Annotated in this window: 15 protein-coding genes; 4 read left to right on the forward strand and 11 right to left on the reverse strand. The window is 63.2% G+C overall.

Annotation, left to right across the window (positions count from 1 at the left end; all coding sequences use genetic code 11):
* Positions 1-3: 3 nt before the first annotated feature.
* Positions 4-687 carry a 4-hydroxythreonine-4-phosphate dehydrogenase gene (locus BC363_RS07455; protein WP_065787472.1) on the forward strand — a complete coding sequence of 228 codons (684 nt, stop codon included), beginning with the start codon at positions 4-6 and terminating at the stop codon, positions 685-687.
* On the opposite strand, the gene BC363_RS07460 is transcribed toward BC363_RS07455, so the two are convergent.
* From BC363_RS07460 to BC363_RS07495, 8 genes are all read right to left on the reverse strand, one after another.
* A complete protein-coding gene (locus tag BC363_RS07460; RefSeq protein WP_065787471.1) occupies positions 684-1,271 on the reverse strand; it encodes a gluconokinase in 588 nt (195 codons plus the stop codon). The two genes, BC363_RS07455 and BC363_RS07460, sit on opposite strands and share 4 nt — an antisense overlap.
* A gap of 83 nt (positions 1,272-1,354) precedes the next feature.
* Positions 1,355-2,050 (reverse strand): class II aldolase/adducin family protein, encoded by a 696-nt coding sequence (locus BC363_RS07465; RefSeq protein WP_065787470.1) that lies wholly within the window; start codon positions 2,048-2,050, stop codon positions 1,355-1,357.
* A gap of 20 nt (positions 2,051-2,070) precedes the next feature.
* The gene (locus tag BC363_RS07470; protein WP_065787469.1) at positions 2,071-3,516 is read right to left on the reverse strand and encodes an FGGY family carbohydrate kinase; all 1,446 of its coding nucleotides are present in this window, start codon (positions 3,514-3,516) and stop codon (positions 2,071-2,073) included.
* 54 nt (positions 3,517-3,570) lie between these two features.
* Entirely contained in the window at positions 3,571-4,419 is an 849-nt protein-coding gene (locus BC363_RS07475) for a sugar phosphate isomerase/epimerase (protein ID WP_065787468.1), read from the reverse strand.
* Between the two features lie 2 nt (positions 4,420-4,421).
* Positions 4,422-5,420, reverse strand: coding sequence for an ABC transporter permease (locus BC363_RS07480; RefSeq protein WP_065787467.1), 999 nt, complete (start codon positions 5,418-5,420; stop codon positions 4,422-4,424).
* Positions 5,417-6,418: an ABC transporter permease gene (locus BC363_RS07485; RefSeq protein WP_065787466.1), complete on the reverse strand. Its 1,002-nt coding sequence runs from the start codon at positions 6,416-6,418 to the stop codon at positions 5,417-5,419. The genes BC363_RS07480 and BC363_RS07485 overlap by 4 nt, the downstream gene beginning before the upstream one ends.
* The gene (locus tag BC363_RS07490) at positions 6,411-7,925 is read right to left on the reverse strand and encodes a sugar ABC transporter ATP-binding protein (RefSeq protein ID WP_065787507.1); all 1,515 of its coding nucleotides are present in this window, start codon (positions 7,923-7,925) and stop codon (positions 6,411-6,413) included. Before BC363_RS07490 ends, BC363_RS07485 begins: the two co-directional genes overlap by 8 nt.
* Before the next feature lie 183 nt (positions 7,926-8,108).
* Positions 8,109-9,101, reverse strand: coding sequence for an autoinducer 2 ABC transporter substrate-binding protein (locus BC363_RS07495; RefSeq protein ID WP_139109906.1), 993 nt, complete (start codon positions 9,099-9,101; stop codon positions 8,109-8,111).
* Between the two features lie 242 nt (positions 9,102-9,343).
* On the opposite strand from BC363_RS07495, the gene BC363_RS07500 reads away from it, so the two are divergent.
* The 3 genes from BC363_RS07500 to BC363_RS07510 all read left to right on the forward strand — a co-directional run bounded on the left by BC363_RS07500 (position 9,344) and on the right by BC363_RS07510 (position 11,564).
* Positions 9,344-10,402: a LacI family DNA-binding transcriptional regulator gene (locus BC363_RS07500; RefSeq protein WP_065787465.1), complete on the forward strand. Its 1,059-nt coding sequence runs from the start codon at positions 9,344-9,346 to the stop codon at positions 10,400-10,402.
* Positions 10,403-10,487: 85 nt separating this feature from the next.
* A complete protein-coding gene (locus BC363_RS07505) occupies positions 10,488-10,937 on the forward strand; it encodes an Lrp/AsnC family transcriptional regulator (protein WP_065787464.1) in 450 nt (149 codons plus the stop codon).
* 3 nt (positions 10,938-10,940) lie between these two features.
* Complete coding sequence (locus BC363_RS07510; protein ID WP_065787463.1) at positions 10,941-11,564, forward strand: LysE family transporter; 624 nt, start codon at positions 10,941-10,943, stop codon at positions 11,562-11,564.
* A gap of 50 nt (positions 11,565-11,614) precedes the next feature.
* On the opposite strand, the gene BC363_RS07515 is transcribed toward BC363_RS07510, so the two are convergent.
* The 3 genes from BC363_RS07515 to BC363_RS07525 form a co-directional block, all read right to left on the reverse strand.
* Positions 11,615-12,031, reverse strand: a complete 417-nt coding sequence (locus BC363_RS07515) for a GFA family protein (RefSeq protein WP_065787462.1) — start codon at positions 12,029-12,031, stop codon at positions 11,615-11,617.
* A gap of 124 nt (positions 12,032-12,155) precedes the next feature.
* Entirely contained in the window at positions 12,156-13,160 is a 1,005-nt protein-coding gene (locus BC363_RS07520; RefSeq protein ID WP_244519817.1) for a DUF535 family protein, read from the reverse strand.
* 220 nt (positions 13,161-13,380) lie between these two features.
* A complete protein-coding gene (locus BC363_RS07525; RefSeq protein WP_244519818.1) occupies positions 13,381-14,532 on the reverse strand; it encodes an ATP-binding protein in 1,152 nt (383 codons plus the stop codon).
* Between the last annotated feature and the right edge of the window lie 11 nt (positions 14,533-14,543).

The following is a 14,543-nucleotide window of genomic DNA, read 5'->3' on the forward strand; positions in this document are numbered from 1 at the left end:
AACATGTCCGAACCAGATTTCATTTTCATGCTGACGCGCAACGATCGTACCGTATCGGACGCTGCCATCCACTTGCAGACGGCGCTCGCTGCGGGCGTGCGACATATCGGCTTCAAGGATATCGGGCTGCCGTTTGGTGAGCTTGCCGCTCTCAACCGGACAATCAAGGAAAGCGGTGCGCTAAGCTACCTTGAAGTGGTGTCGCTTGATCGCGACAGCGAAATCGCCTCCGTCCGGGCAGCGATCAAACTTGACGTCGACCACCTGCTCGGTGGCACGCATGTCGCCGACGTGCTTCCGCTGATCGAGGGGACCGGCATCAGATATTCTCCCTTTCCCGGCCGGATCACCGGACATCCGAGCATATTGGAAGGCTCGATCGAAGACATCACGGCCAGCGCCATCGATCTGGCGGGCCACGATGGCGTCCATGGGCTGGACCTTCTTGCCTACCGCGCCGAAACCGACGTGCCGGCCTTGATCAGGGCGGTGTGCGGAGCCGTGCAAAAGCCGGTGATCGTCGCCGGGTCGATCGACAGGGCGGCCCGCATACAAGCCACCATTGACAACGGCGCCGCCGGCTTCACGGTCGGCACCGCAGCCCTCGACGGTGCTTTTCCGGCATCCCTGCCGGGGCTGACGCAGCAGCTGCTGGAGATCAGGGCGTTGATGACAAAAACGGCCTAACGCTGGCCGAAACCAGCATCACCTGACGCCCCAGTGCTCGACGATGCCAAGCCGCCGAGCGCCGCCAGCGTCGCCTTGACCACGTCGGCGGCGGATTGATCGACATCGGCGACGACCGTCAAAGGCTCGCCGATCGGCTCTTCAAGCGTCGCCAGCTGCGTGTCGAGCAGCGAGGCCGGCATGAAATGCCCTTCGCGGTGGTGCATTCGGCCTGCGAGAACGTCGCGGCTGCCATGGAGATAGACGAAGGCCAGATCTCCACCCGCACTGTCGCGCAACAAAGCGCGATAACTCCGCTTCAATGCCGAACACGAAACAACGAGCGGTTCGGCACCTTGGGAAAGCTGCCGACCGATTTCCCGGAGCCAGGGCCATCTGTCCTCATCGGTGAGCGGGATGCCGGCGGACATCTTGGCAATGTTGACGTCCGGATGCAGGGCATCGCCTTCGATGAAGCGATAACCGCAAGCCGCAGCGACCGCCTTGCCGACAGAGGTCTTGCCGCTGCCGGAGACGCCCATGACGACAATCGAGCCAGGGAATTTCGGCCCATGACCAAGGGGTGACATATCGGGGCTCGCCATGGAACGCTCGTCTCTCCGGTGCCTGATTGTGACTGACGTCGCTGATAGCGCCGCATCGGCAACGAGACAAGACGGGTCCACCGTTAGCTTGCGACCCGCGGGCGAGCGATGTCGTTGACGCCCTCGTCGTCCGGGGCCTGGCCATAGCTCATCCGGCGCATCTGGGCGATCACCCGCTCCATCTCATCGTCGGGCAGGATCGGGGGCTCGCCGAGCGTCAAAGCCTGTACATACATGCGCGAGAGGGTCTCGATTTCGATCGCCATCCACAGCGCCGATTCCAGCGTCTTGCCGAGCGAGATCTGACCATGCTGCCCGAGAAGGCAGGCGGTGCGGTCCTTGAGTGCCACGAGCGCGTTGTTGGAAAGCGCCTGGGTTCCGAAGGTCGCATATTCGGCGCAGCGGATCGTCGTTCCACCGGCAATGCCCGTCATATAGTGGAAGCTCGGGATGGTCTTGTGATGGCAGGCAAGCGTGGTCGCATAAATGGAGTGGCAATGAAGAACCACGTTGATATCCGTGCGCTCGCGCAGGATGTCGCGGTGGAACCGCCATTCGGACGATGGCCGAGGGCCCGTGTAGTTACCCCCAAAATCCATCTCGACCAGATCTTCCGGCTGCATCGTGTCGTAGGCGAGCGACGATGGCGTGACGAGGAAGCCATCGCCGATCCGCACCGAAAGGTTGCCGGCCGTCCCCTGGTTGATGCCGCTCGAATTCATCCGGCGGCAGATATCCACCATCTCATGGCGAAGAGTGAGAATGTCGGGCTGGCTCATCGGACTTTCCTTTCGACGTGTCAGTGAAAAACAGGTTCGGCTTGCCGGCGCGCAGTCGCGCGCCATCGCGCGGCGTAGTCGGAAATTGCCGCGGTCAGCAGTGCGATATCGGCAACCTCGGCCAGGGCAAGCGGCGCCGGCCGTGTCCGTGTGCGTTGGCCGCCGAGCAGGGCCGCACCGGACGCGACGCCATAGGCATCGAGATTGAACCGGACCTGCCGGTCCTGCAGCAGGGCCGCGACAAGGCGGGCATAGAGCGGATCGCGCAGGAAGTTGCCGTCCAGCACAACCGATGGCCCTGCGCCCAAAGCCTCGACGCATTCGGCGGTCAGGAGCGCGCAATAAAGCAGCGCCAGTGCCTTGCGCTCCATCGCAGTCTCGGGCTTCGGCCCGGTGATATGCCCATGTCCGGCACTACCGGGAAACAGGCCATTGTCGTCGCCGAAGGAAGGCAGCGCCATGGTGCGCTCGGCGATCAACCGCCGGACGATCTGTTCGGGCACAGGCCCGTCCGGCGGCTCCTGACCCGCCACGTATGAAAATTCGCGTCCGCCCATCGTCAGCACGCCGCCGAGCGGATTGCCGAAGATGTCGCTGTTCAAGGTCATGCCCCTGTCTTCATCGAGCCGGTCGAGCGGCGTCTGCCCGGAGAAGCCGACAATCCAGGTGCCGGTGGAGATGACGATGAAATCGCTCAGTCCGGCGGCGTGATAGCGATAGTGGTTCAAGCTGCTGTCGTGAGCGCCGACAAGGACGCGAAGCTCTTGCGGCAAGCCATGACGGCGCGCCAAAGCCGCGCGCACCGGCCCGAGGTCCTGCCAGGCCTGGGCAAAGGGCGGCATCGGCCTGCGCCAGCCACGCGCCTCGACGATCGGCGCGAAATGCCGTTCCGCCACGTTCCAGAGATGCGATTGCGCACCGAGCAGGCTCGTCTCTGAGGTCGCCACGCCGGAGAGCCGCCAGGCCCAGTATTGCGGCAGGCCGAGATACCAGCGTGCCCGTGAAAAAGCTTCGGGCTCGCGCTCCTGCATCCAGTAGAGTTGCCGTGCCTGATGCGTCGACGCATGCATCATCGCGCTGCCGCGATCGAAGAACGAGCCGGATAGCGGGGCATACCCTGCGCGGATAACCTCAGGCAACGGCTGTTCGTAGTCGATCATCGGCAGGGCCGTGCCGTCGCCGCGCTGCGGATCGTCACCGACAAGCACGCCGCCGGAACCGTGTCCGGAGGCGACGAAGGTCGAAAGCGGGTGACGCCGGGCGAGTTGGCCGAGGCCGGAAAAAACCCACTCGCCGATGGCGCCGAGATCGTGATGGCGCCAGGGCGTGCCTGGCAGCACCGGATTGGGGATGCTGAGCGTCTCAAGCACGATACCATCCGCCGTGACGGCGTTGAGCTTGACGTTGGTCTTGCCGACGTCAAGCACCGCTATCGTGCCCTGCTCGTTGCGTGATGGTGTTGGCATGATGCCGCGCCTCCCGTCACTTTTCGGGCCGCCAAAGGCCGGATCGCCGTCCCTCTAGATCAGCCCGTATTGCTTGGCCTTGTTGCGCAGGAACGGCAGGCCGTTGCCCATCACTTCTTCCTCGTCCTTGGCGACCGGTCGCCAGACGGCGAGGCCATAGGCGACTTCCGGCGGCATGTTGATGAAGCTCTCCATGGCAAGCCCGCCCTTGAAGCCGATCGCCGCAAGCGTCGCGAAGATCTCATCCCAGGCGCAGTTGCCATAGCCCGGTGTGCCGCGGTCGCTCTCGGAGAGGTGGATGTATTTGATATGCTCGCGCGCATCGAGAATGCCGGTGCCGATGCCCTTTTCCTCGATGTTCATGTGGTAGGTGTCGAGATGCACGAAGACATTGTCGGCTCCGACCCGCTTGATCATGTCGACGGCCTGCCGGCCGGTGTTGATCAGATGGTTCTCGTAGCGGTTCACCGCCTCGACGCCAAGTTCGATGCCGCGCGTCTTGGCGTGCTTGGCCGCAGCCGTCAGCACGCGGGCGATGTTGTCGTATTCAGCCTCGGTCGGCGGAACGCCGGTGCGCTCGCCGATGCCGCCATAGATGACCCCGGACAGCGCTTCGCCGCCGAGATCAGCCGTCTTGTCGATCGCGATCTTCAAGTGCTCGATCGCGGCATCCGGCCGGACGGAAGCCCAGGCGCGTTCAGGCAGACCGAGCGAGCAGACCGCGCGCAGCTTGTTCTTCTCCAAGAGCGCCTTGGTGTGGGCGGTGTCGACAGCCGGCGGATTGAGCATGGGGATCTCGATAAAATCGACCTTGTACTTGACCGCCGCGGCGACTGCCCGCTCGGCACCGGACCGATCCCAATTCATGGTCCACATGCTCGTATGGACGCCAAAACCCTGCATGATCACGTTCCTTTTCTGACAAATGAAATCTTGAACTTGGAGGCGGCGAAGCGCAGCACCATGACGCCGACGAGCAGCAGGCCCCAGACCGCGGTGGCCAGATGCTGGTTGGCACCGATCAGATTGAGCCCGGACGACAACAATTGCAGCACGACAAGCGCCACGAATACCGGAAGGACCCGGCCGAAACCGCCGAACGGATTGACCCCGCCGAGGAAGCAGGCCAGCACCGTGATCAGGAGATAGGATTCGCCGTGGCCGATGCGCACCGAGTTGAACCGCGCCAGCATGATGATGCCGGCAATGGCGCACATCGCCCCTGAGAGCGTGTAGACGAGGACGATCACCTTGCGGGTATTGATGCCGGAATAGCGCGTCGCCTCGAGATTGGAGCCGATCATATAGGTGTTGAAGCCGAGCTTGGTTCGGGTCAACAGCACATGCCAGGCCAGCACGCAGACGATGAAGACGATCAGCGGCACCGGTATGCCCGCGATCGAGCCGTGACCGAGCGGACCGATGAAGGCCGGGAAGCCGGAGACATCGCCGCCGCGCGTCAGAAACTCGCCCAGCCCGCGCAGGAAGATCATCATCGACAGCGAAACGAGGATCGGGTGCGCGCGGGTAAAGGCAATGACCAGGCCCATCACGACGCCGCTTGCGGCCCCGACCATCACGGCCAGGATACAACCAAGGGCGAAAGCACCGGCGCCGGCATCCGCCCCACCATTCGCCTGCAGGACCCAGGCAAGCGTCAGGCCGGCGATATTGGCGGTGAAGGTCACGGCAAGGTTCAAGCCGCCGGTCAGGATCGGCAGTAGCATCGCCAGGGTCAGCAACCCAAGCTCGGGAAGCTGGAATGCAACCGAGCCAAAGGTCGCCGCACTCAGGAACTGCGGCGACGCGAGGCCGAACACCAGGATCACGGCGACCAGCGCCAACCCGGGCCCCGCCATTTCCGGTCCGAACCATGCCTTCAGGCGGTCCGAAAAGCGTGTCATCGGCGTGCGCCTTTCTGGCTTACGAAGGGCAGAAGCCGTTCGATGCTGGTGTTGGAAAGGGTGATGGCGATCAGAATGATGGCGCCGACAATCATCTTGAAGGCGAAGGGCGAAACGCCCATCAGGTTCAAGCCGTTCTGGGTGATTGCGATCAGGAGCACGCCGAGCACGCAGCCGAGCACCGAGCCTTTGCCGCCACCAAGCCTTGCGCCACCGAGAACGACTGCCGCGAGTACGTCGAGTTCGCGCCCGTAGAGCGCATTCGGCACCACTTCCTGCGCGTAGTGCGCCTGCACCAGCCCGCCGATGCCGGCCATCAGGCCGAGCCAGCCGAAGGCGATGAACTGCATGGCACCGATGTTGATGCCGAAGCGGCGCGCACCCTCCGGATTGTCGCCGAAGGCATAGAGTTGCCGACCGGTGGTCGTGCGGGTGATCAGCGCCCAGGTGGCGATGACGCAAAGCACCATCACCAGCACCGGAAGGGTGATCTCGATCCAGCTGCCGTCGGCCATTTCGTGCTCGAACAACACGACGCGATCCGTCAGCCATTCCGGCAAGTCGTAGATCGACACGCCCTTGGTGAAGAACATCAGCAGGCCGAAATAGATGTTGAAGGTCGATATCGTCGCGACGATCGAGATGATGCGGAAGCGGTGGATCAGCAGCGCGTTGATCGCGCCGAGGAAAATGCCAAGCGACCCGGCGATGACGAGGCCGGAGACCCAGCCGCCGCCGCCGATCCAGCCGAGCGCGATCGCCGTGCCGTACTGCACGACCGAGGCGGCGACCGCGAAGGAGATGTCGATGCCGCCGGCGATGAGGACGACGAGCAGGCCGACGGCGAAGATGATGTTGACCGAACTCGTGTTCAGGAGATCGAAGGCGTTGCCGAGCGAGAAGAAATTGGCGGTGGCAAACGACAGCACCGTGCAGATGACAGCGATGACGGCGAGCAGCGCGACTTCCGTCGCATGGGTGCGGGCGAAACTACGCATAGACCGCTCCCTCGATTTCGGCGAGCGAAGCGCTGCGGGGATCGTAGCTGCCGACGATGCGGCCCTGCGCCATGTGCAGGACGCGATCGGCATTGAAATAGACCTCGGGGACCTCGTCGGAGATCAGAATGATGGCAAGCCCCGCGTCGGCGAGCTTGGCGACGATGTCGAAGATGCCGGCACGCGCGCCGACGTCGACGCCGACCGTGGGCGCGTCGAGGATCAGCAGCTTCGGGTCGGTCGCAAGCCACTTGGCGATGGCGATGCGCTGCTGGTTGCCGCCGGAAAGGGTCGAGATCGCGTCGCCCTGCAGGCCGATCTTCACACCGAGATCGGCGATCCATCCGGCAACGAGCTTGCGCTTGTGCTCATCCGACAGGAACCCGCCCGAAACGATCTTGCCAAGCGAGCCGATGACCAGATTGTCGGAGATCGACTGTGGCTGGATCAGGCCGAGCGACAGGCGGTCCTCGGAGAGATAGGCGACACCCGCCTTGATGGCATCGCGGTTGGAGGAGAAACGGACCGGCTTGCCGTCGAGCATGATCGTACCGGCCGCCGGTTGCAGCATGCCGAAAAGCGTCTGCGCGAGTTCGGTTCTGCCGGCACCGAGAAGACCGGTAATGCCCAGCGTCTCGCCGCGCCTGACGGTCAGCGATATGTCGTCGAACTGGCCGGGCCGGCTCAAACCCTTTACCTCGAGCACCACAGGCTGATCCTGCCTGGATTTGGCGCGGACCTGCTGGTCGAAGGTCTTTCCGGTCATCAGCTCGGTGATGCGCGATTGCGTCATGCCGGCTGCGGGGTAGACGCCGACCAGCGCGCCGTCGCGCAGCACGGTGATGCGGCTTGAAATTTCCAGCACTTCCGCAAGGCGGTGGCTGACGAAGACCACGGCGACGCCGGCGGCCGAAAGGCCGCGGACGATGTCGAGCAGATGGTCGGTTTCCGACTGGGTCAGCGACGCGGTCGGCTCATCCATGAAAACGAGCTTCGCTTCGCCGACAAGTGCGCGGGCGATCGCCACGATCTGGCGCTGGGCGATCGCATATTCCTTGAGCGGCAGGTCGACGTCGAGCGTGATGCCGAGGCGCTCAAGCGCTTCCGTCGCGATCTTTCGCATGCGGCCGTAATCCACCAGCTTCGGCCAGCGGCCGAGGACGGTCTGGAAGGCAATGTTTTCAGCCACGCTCATTTCCGGGAAAAGCGCCAGGTCCTGCCAGATGACCTGGATGCCGCGATCGTGTGCAGTGACCGGCGACATGTGCGAATAGGTCTCGCCGTCATATTCGATCGACGCACCTTCGGCCGGGCGGTAAACGCCGGTGATGATCTTGATCAGGGTGCTCTTGCCGCAGCCGTTTTCGCCGGCAAGGCAATGGACCTCGCCCGGGCGAACGTCGAAGCTCACATTCCTGAGCGCCTTGACGCCACCGAAGGTCATGTTGATGTCGTGCAGGGACAGAAGCGGCTTTTCGCTGCCTCCCGCAATCGCAAGCTGGTGCATGAACGTGTGCCCGAATACCGTTTTGAAGGGACTTGCCAGGCCGGCCGAAGCCGGCCCAGCAGCCGGGAGAACCCACTGCATGTTTCCTTAAATCGAAGCCGACTTAGGGACAAAAACATGCAGCAATTCAAAGTGCGACGGCGGCCTTTGCGCGCCCGATAAGGCGCGCGGCGCCGTAGCGGATCAGAGCCCCATGGCCGCGAGGTCCGCGACCGTATCCTTGTTGATCGGCACCAGCTGATCGACGATGATGTTGCGGTTTTCGAAGTCCGGCTTGACCTTGCCGAGACCTTCGATCTCGTCGCCGTCCTTGACTTCCTCACCCTTCATCAACTTGTCGGCGAGCGTCACGAACACCTCGCCCGCCTGCTTCGGATTCCACATGAAGCCGCCGGAGATCGCATCCGACTTCACCAGCTTCTGTCCCTGGCCCGGCGAGAACGGGCCGAGCACGAAGATCTCACCGACCTTGCGGCGCTCTTCCACGGCACGCCCTGCCCCGATCGGTCCCTGGCTACCGAAAGCAAGGAAGCCCCTCAGGTTCGGATGGGCCGAGATCAGATCGAGCGCGGTCGAGCGGCTCTTGTCGACGTCTTCGGCAACGCCGTAGCGTTCGCCGACCAAAGTCATATCCGAGTGGTTCTTCTTGATGTAAGCGATCGCCGCATCGGCCCAGGCATTGTGCAGCGGCACGGTCAAGGAGCCGACGAAGACGGCATATTCGCCCTTGCCGCCCATTTTCTCGGCAAGCAGCTTGCCGTGCGCCTCACCGAAGCCGGTCGAAGACGCCAGCTCAAAGTCCCAGTCGGCGCCCTTCTGGCTCGGCGATTCATGGGTGATGACAATGATGCCCTTTTCCTTCGCCTTGGTCAGAACCGGTTCCAGAACCTTGGCATCGTTGGGCACGACGCCGATGACCTTCACGCCCTGGGCGATCAGATCCTCGATGGCGCGCACCTGCAGCGCCGGATCGGCGCTCGTCGGGCCGACCATGAAGGCGTCGAGGCCGAGCTTTTGGCCACGCTCCTTGATGCCGGCCTCCATGGCATTGAACCAAGGAATACCGCCGATCTTGACCACGACGCCGACCTTTCCGGCATCCTGAGCGAATGCGGCAGCCGCACCGGCAAGCGACAGCGATGTCGCCAGAGCGGCGACCAGAATTTTCTTGATCATGTCTCTCCTCCACTCGTTCCCCACGGGGAACACGCCCGGCTGCAAAAGCGCCGGCCTCCAGTTTCAAATCGCAACTGGCAGGGAACGAATTCCCGCCTCCCTGATCGCCGCCTCCTCAGACGGCCCATCGCATGCACAATCGATATTTCTTGTTTGCACAATCGATGGTGCAAAGACTATTGTGCAGACTTAATCTTTCGTCAAGGGGAAATCGGCACTAAGACGATGAGGGAGGCACGTGGATGACGAAGAGCAGCAAGAAGAAGGCGACGATCTACGACTTGTCGGTGCTATCCGGCAGCTCGCCTTCAACCGTGAGTGCGGTTCTGAATGGCACCTGGCAGAAGCGGCGGATCAAGGAGAGCACGGCGGCGCTGATCCGGGACCTGGCGGAAACCCACCAATATACCGCCAACCGTCAGGCGCGCGGATTACGCAGTTCCCGCTCCGGCCTGATCGGCCTGCTGCTGCCCGTCCACGACAACCGCTACTTCTCCTCGATGGCACAGACCTTCGAGGCGCACGTCAGGAGCAAGGGGCAATGCCCGATCGTCGTCAGCGCCAGCCGTGACCCGGAAGAGGAGCGCAAGACCGCCGAAACGCTGATCTCCTATTCGATCGACGAGCTGTTCATCTGCGGCGCGACCGACCCGGACGGCGTGCACGAGGTCTGCGAGACCGTCGGCCTGAAGCACATCAATATCGACCTACCGGGCACCAAGGTTCCGTCCGTCATCAGCGACAACTACGAAGGCGGCCGGATGTTGACAGAAGCGATCATCCGCCATTTTCCGGCGGATCAGCCGCTTCGGCCGGACGAACTCTACCTCTTCGGCGGTCGCGACGACCACGCCAGCCGGGAGCGTATCCGCGGCTTCCGCGCCGTGAAGCGCGAGCTTCTGGGAGACGATCCGGACGGCTGCATCCAGCCGACCGGCTACGCTCCCAACAATGCAAGGCTTGCTTTCGAAGCCTTCTACGAGAAACACGGCAAGCTGCCGCGCGGCCTGTTCGTCAACTCCTCGATCAACTTCGAGGGACTGCTGCGCTTCATGGCCGGCCACCCGCACGAGAACTTCGCCGATCTCGTCGTCGGCTGCTACGACTACGACCCCTTCGCCTCGTTCCTGCCCTTCCCGGTCATCATGATCAGGCAGGATGTCGAGGGCATGATCACCAAGGCGTTCGAGGTGATCGAGGAGGGGCGGCCGCAGCCCCGCATTCACCTGATCAGTCCCGAACTCGTCCAGCCGCGCACGGCGCTGACCGGCCCGCTCGACGCCCTTAGGGATATCGACTGAGCGACACCGTCGATTTTTCGGCTACACCAAATTCCTTCCAATGATTTTGCTGTACGTTTTGTTATTTTCCACGTATTCATTGGAAATGGATGAGATAGACAGAAAAATCATTGGGATCCTGGCGCAGGACGCCCGCCGGTCATTGACCGATATCGGTGCGGCCGTGGAGCTGTCGCCCTCCTCCGTCAACGAACGCATTCGCCGGCTCGTCGCAAGCGGCGTGATCCGCCGTTTCACCATCGATGCCGACCATCGCGCGCTCGGGCTCGACGTGCTCGCCTTTGTCTGGGTTGGCCTTTCGCCCGATGCGGATGAGGCCGCGTTTCGCACCTTCATGGCCGATCATCCCGCGGTCGCCGAGTGCCATCACGTCACCGGCGCCTGGTCCTATTGCGTCAAGGTGCGCATGCCATCCCTCGGCGATATCGAGCCTTTCCTGGCAGAGCTCAAGCGCCGACGTTTTCTCGCCCGAAGCGAGACCGTGATTGCCTTGTCGACCGTCAGGGAAACCCAGTTCACCAGCCCGGAGCGCTGAGCGATGTCTGCATTGTTGTTTGGAAAAGGCCTACTGCTCGGCCTGGCCATCGCCGCCCCTCTCGGCCCGATCGGCGCGCTGTGCATCAACCGCACGCTCGAGCGTGGCTTCTGGGCCGGCGTCGCCGGCGGATTGGGGACGGCACTTGCCGATGCCAGTTACGCACTGCTTGCGGCCGCCGGATTTGCCGCCTTTGCGACCATGCTCGCCATGGTGTCGACGCCACTCAGCCTGCTCGGCGGCGCCTTCATGATCTGGCTTGGCTGGCGAGGGCTTCAACCGAGCCCGGTCGCGGCCGCAGCACAGGTTGGTGCGCGCGATCTCATCCAGACGACCGCAGCAACGTTCCTGCTGACGATCGCCAACCCGCTGACGATCCTGTCCTTTGCCGCGTTCTTTGCCGTCCTCGGCCTGGCGAAGACCGGCGGGATAGGCAACGCCGCCATTGTCGTTGCCGGCGTATTCCTCGGCTCGCTTGCCTGGTGGATGCTTTTGAGCGGCGGGGTGGCTCTTGCCCGCACGCGCGTGCCTGACAGTTTTGTCACCTGGGTGTCGCGCCTTTCGGGCCTCGTCCTGATTGCGTTCGGCACCATTGCCATCGGCTCGGTTGTGGCGAACCTGTTCTAAACGTCGGCACCGGGGCCGCGCGAAAGGTCCGGGTCATCAATCGCCGGCGGCTATTCAGCCGTCGGCTTGACGCATTCGACATGCCACCATTTCGGGCGTCCGCCACGGTAGCTGTGCGACACCGGGATCAAATCTGCCGCACTGGTCTTGTCGAAACCGCCAAGAACCAGAGCCACGACAGGTGCATCATCGATAGCACCGATCGTGCCGCCGCACGTGCCGCAGAAGGCCCGGCTGGAATAGTCCGAGGAGCGATAGGTCGAGGGTGCACCACCCGGTCCGATCCAGGCAACAGCCTCCTTTGGAAATTCGACCCAGGCGACGGTCAGCGCACCCGAATGCCGCTGGCAAAGTTTGCAGGAGCACGTGTGCGGCTTCCCGGCCGGCCCTTGTGCCTCAAAACGGATTGCCCCGCAAAGGCATCCACCAGTATGGGATTTCGTCCCCTTGGCGACGGCTCTCGTCACGCTTTGCCTCCAGTTGCAGATTCGATTCGCCCATAACATAACTTGCAACGCGCAACTTGGCGTAGTGCTGTCATGACACACTCCGTCAGCCGACCCAAGGAAATGGCCGATCATGCGCCGGCGGTCAGTAGAACCAAGCGCCGATGTCGCGAAATGCACGTTTGCTCTGGTCGCGCCTGTTGCCGTCCTCATTGGCCTGGCCATCACCAATCGGGAGACTGAAGCCAAACGGATCGGACGGTTCGCCGCCCCTGTCGCGCCAATAGGCATCAAGATCGGCGACCATCATCCGGCGGCGCTTGCGCCGCCGACGATTGATCACATGCTTGTCGTTGGAGACGGCGTAGAGGTGCGAAGCGTTGCCCTCGGAGGCGAGCCCCTGAAGCGTGAGCAAAACGGCATCTTTCGGCCGCAGGCCGCCAAGGTCGCGGGTCGCGGTAATCAACGCGCGTTTCCCGTCGCCGCCGCGCGGGCCCTGCATGCCGCCGATCGCCAGACTATAGGCCTCGTCGCCGCAGCGCACGAAGGCAAAGCTGACAGTGCAAAGCGCGCAGCGATCGCTTTGCCGGCTGAGCCGGATAGCGAAAGCACCCTCATGGCGGCCGCCGCAATGGTCGGCCAGCAGCAACTGGATGCTGTAGTTTTCAATACGGCCTCCGACCGTGCCCATTTCCATCGACGCGCCGCGCCAGAGCGCCATCAGCGACCGGCGCGACAGAACCTCGCTCGCGACATCGAAGTGGTTCATCAACAATTCGAGACGACGCCGGGACGACGCGCCATGCAGCAGAAATGTCGGGACCGATTTGCGGATGAGATCGTCGTGCGGAAGACCCAACTTGTAGCGGTCGCCGAACGCGCCGAGAAACACCAGCCAGCGCGTCGTCAGCACCGGGTGACGGACAAGGCGCATCGAGAAAACGACCGCGCGCTTCCAGGTGAGCCGCCCGCCAAGTTTGAGAACCTGCCACAGGATCCGCCGGTCCGATCGATCCCGCGCTGGCATGTTGGCGGCGGCGGCGAAGCCAACGGACGGCAGCAAGGTTTCGACCCTCTCTTCGCGTTCGTCAGCGAGCGACGGCAAGTCCGATCGAGCGCTGTATTGCTGCAAACGACCTTCCAGGGACATGATGTAATTCCTTGAAAGCAAATGCTTGTCCAAGCATCGCCGGGATATCCGGCACCGCTGGGTTTGCCCGCTGTTTGTCAAGGGAATGCGGAGAGGTGATCGGGAATTGAGCGCAATCCGCAGAGCCGTCTACGCGCACGCGCAAAACGGCCATAGGGCTTTCGCCGAACGGTGCAATGGCCGCCGATCAAGCCCTGTTCACGCTGATGCCCAGTGGTGTTCAGGCGGCGCTTTCGCGCGGCAGCATTATGGTGATCATCGCTCCGCCGCCGGGGCGCGCTGCGAATTCCAGCCGGCCGCCATGGGCCTTGGCAATCGCCTGCACGACGGACAGGCCAAGGCCTGTCCCGCCGGTTGCCCGCGAACGTGACGCGTCACCGCGCCAGAACAGGTCGATCGAGTGGGTCGATACATCGTCCGGAAGCCCCGGTCCGCGATCAAGTACACGGATGAAGGCCTCGTCGGTACCACGCGCACCGGTCTCGCAGCGAAGCACGCCGCCAGATGCCGCATAACGACAGGCGTTTTCGACGAGCGCAAGCAAGGCCTGGCGCAGGCGCTGGGAATCGCCAGACACGACCGCCGGCTCAAGTGCTGCCTCAAGCGAGAGGCCGGCGGCAGCCAGAATGGTGCGGGATGCGCCGAGCACCTGCGTCGCCTCGGCAGAAAGATCGACGGCGCTGCGCTGCGTCACGAGTTTCTGGCCCGCTGCAAGCGACAGGGTGCGCAGGTCCTCGACCAGCGCGGACAACCCTTCCACCTGCACGAGGAGTTGCCGCACGCGCTCCTGTTCGAGCGGAAAGACACCGTCGGCCATGCCCTGCAGGTTGCCCTGCAATATTGTCAGGGGCGTGCGCAGTTCGTGGGCCACGGCCATCGTGTTGAAGCGCAGACGGCTTTCCATGCTTTCGAGTTCGGCCGCCAGTTCATCGAAGGTCTTGATCAACGTCGCCACTTCCTTCGCCCCCTTCCGCACAGAGCCGACACGGACTGCGAAATCACCCGCACGCAGGTCCTCGGTTGCCCTGGCGAGAAGCTCCAGCGGACGGCTGATCTTGCGCGCAAGCCAATAGCCAATCAGACTGCAGGTTGCCGCAGCAATGGCGCCGAAGGTGATGATCGACAGATCGACCTCGTTGTTGCCCCACTCCTCTATCTCGGGAATGTTGGTGACGAGCACCCGAAGGTGCTCCTCCTCGGGCATGCGGCCGGCATTGATGTCTTTGTATGCCTGGGCGGCACCGCGCGGCATCCGCTTCAGCAGTCGCTCCTCGAGGTCCGACTCGATCCACATGACGCCGAAATAGACGATGCAAACACTGACCACGAGCAGGACCGCCTGAAGCATGGCGGTGAGAACACTGAGCGGCATTCGCGACATTC

Source organism: Ensifer sp. LC384, from assembly GCF_001695865.1.
Lineage (GTDB): Bacteria > Pseudomonadota > Alphaproteobacteria > Rhizobiales > Rhizobiaceae > Ensifer.

Coding starts and splice junctions, on each gene's coding strand:
- BC363_RS07490 (WP_065787507.1), bottom strand. CDS start 7,925: ATGCACCAGCTTGCGATTGCGGGAGGCAGCGAAAAGCCGCTTCTGTCC.
- BC363_RS07475 (WP_065787468.1), bottom strand. CDS start 4,419: ATGCAGGGTTTTGGCGTCCATACGAGCATGTGGACCATGAATTGGGAT.
- BC363_RS07480 (WP_065787467.1), bottom strand. CDS start 5,420: ATGACACGCTTTTCGGACCGCCTGAAGGCATGGTTCGGACCGGAAATG.
- BC363_RS07500 (WP_065787465.1), top strand. CDS start 9,344: ATGACGAAGAGCAGCAAGAAGAAGGCGACGATCTACGACTTGTCGGTG.
- BC363_RS07485 (WP_065787466.1), bottom strand. CDS start 6,418: ATGCGTAGTTTCGCCCGCACCCATGCGACGGAAGTCGCGCTGCTCGCC.
- BC363_RS07525 (WP_244519818.1), bottom strand. CDS start 14,532: ATGCCGCTCAGTGTTCTCACCGCCATGCTTCAGGCGGTCCTGCTCGTG.
- BC363_RS07495 (WP_139109906.1), bottom strand. CDS start 9,101: ATGATCAAGAAAATTCTGGTCGCCGCTCTGGCGACATCGCTGTCGCTT.
- BC363_RS07470 (WP_065787469.1), bottom strand. CDS start 3,516: ATGCCAACACCATCACGCAACGAGCAGGGCACGATAGCGGTGCTTGAC.
- BC363_RS07460 (WP_065787471.1), bottom strand. CDS start 1,271: ATGGCGAGCCCCGATATGTCACCCCTTGGTCATGGGCCGAAATTCCCT.
- BC363_RS07455 (WP_065787472.1), top strand. CDS start 4: ATGTCCGAACCAGATTTCATTTTCATGCTGACGCGCAACGATCGTACC.
- BC363_RS07465 (WP_065787470.1), bottom strand. CDS start 2,050: ATGAGCCAGCCCGACATTCTCACTCTTCGCCATGAGATGGTGGATATC.
- BC363_RS07520 (WP_244519817.1), bottom strand. CDS start 13,160: ATGTCCCTGGAAGGTCGTTTGCAGCAATACAGCGCTCGATCGGACTTG.
- BC363_RS07510 (WP_065787463.1), top strand. CDS start 10,941: ATGTCTGCATTGTTGTTTGGAAAAGGCCTACTGCTCGGCCTGGCCATC.
- BC363_RS07505 (WP_065787464.1), top strand. CDS start 10,488: ATGGATGAGATAGACAGAAAAATCATTGGGATCCTGGCGCAGGACGCC.